Genomic DNA, 505 nt, shown 5'->3' on the forward strand with positions numbered 1-505 from the left:
CAGCACGAACTGGATGAACAGCGGCGCGCGGACAAGCCCCCGGTCGTGAAAATGCTTCAGCATGTAGAGATGGCCGACATCATAGCATTCAAACTCGAACCGTGCGCCCCGCTCTTCGCCCAACTGGGTGAGGATGCCGGCGATGTCCCGCGGCGTGTTCTTGAAGACCAGATCGTCGGTCGCCTCCAGGAACGGGCGCTCCCAGTCATGGACCCAATGCTCGATCCGCTCCGCCGCTGGATAGAGTGCGAAATTCATCGATCCCATGTTGAGGGAACACATTTCCGGCGCGGCCTGTTTCGGCGCGGCCAGGCGCTCCTCCAGGCTCATCGTGGCGCTGCCGCCGGTGGTGATGTTCAGCACCGCATCGGTCGCCTGCTTGATGCGAGGCAGGAACGCCATGAAGTGCTCGGGCGCCGCCGAGGGGCGACCGGTCGCAGGGTCACGCGCGTGCAGGTGCAGAATGGCCGCACCGGCCTCCGCAGCACCAACAGCCTGTTCGGTG

The 505-nt window shown here is 64.6% G+C and carries 1 protein-coding gene; it reads right to left on the bottom strand.

Annotated elements, in window-relative coordinates:
• Positions 1-505, bottom strand: a 505-nt coding sequence (locus JJ959_RS21335) for a 3-keto-5-aminohexanoate cleavage protein (RefSeq protein ID WP_292888513.1), incomplete at both ends; no start/stop codon positions are given.

The sequence above is a fragment of the Nisaea sp. genome (assembly GCF_017640745.1).
Classification (GTDB): Bacteria; Pseudomonadota; Alphaproteobacteria; order Thalassobaculales; family Thalassobaculaceae; genus Nisaea.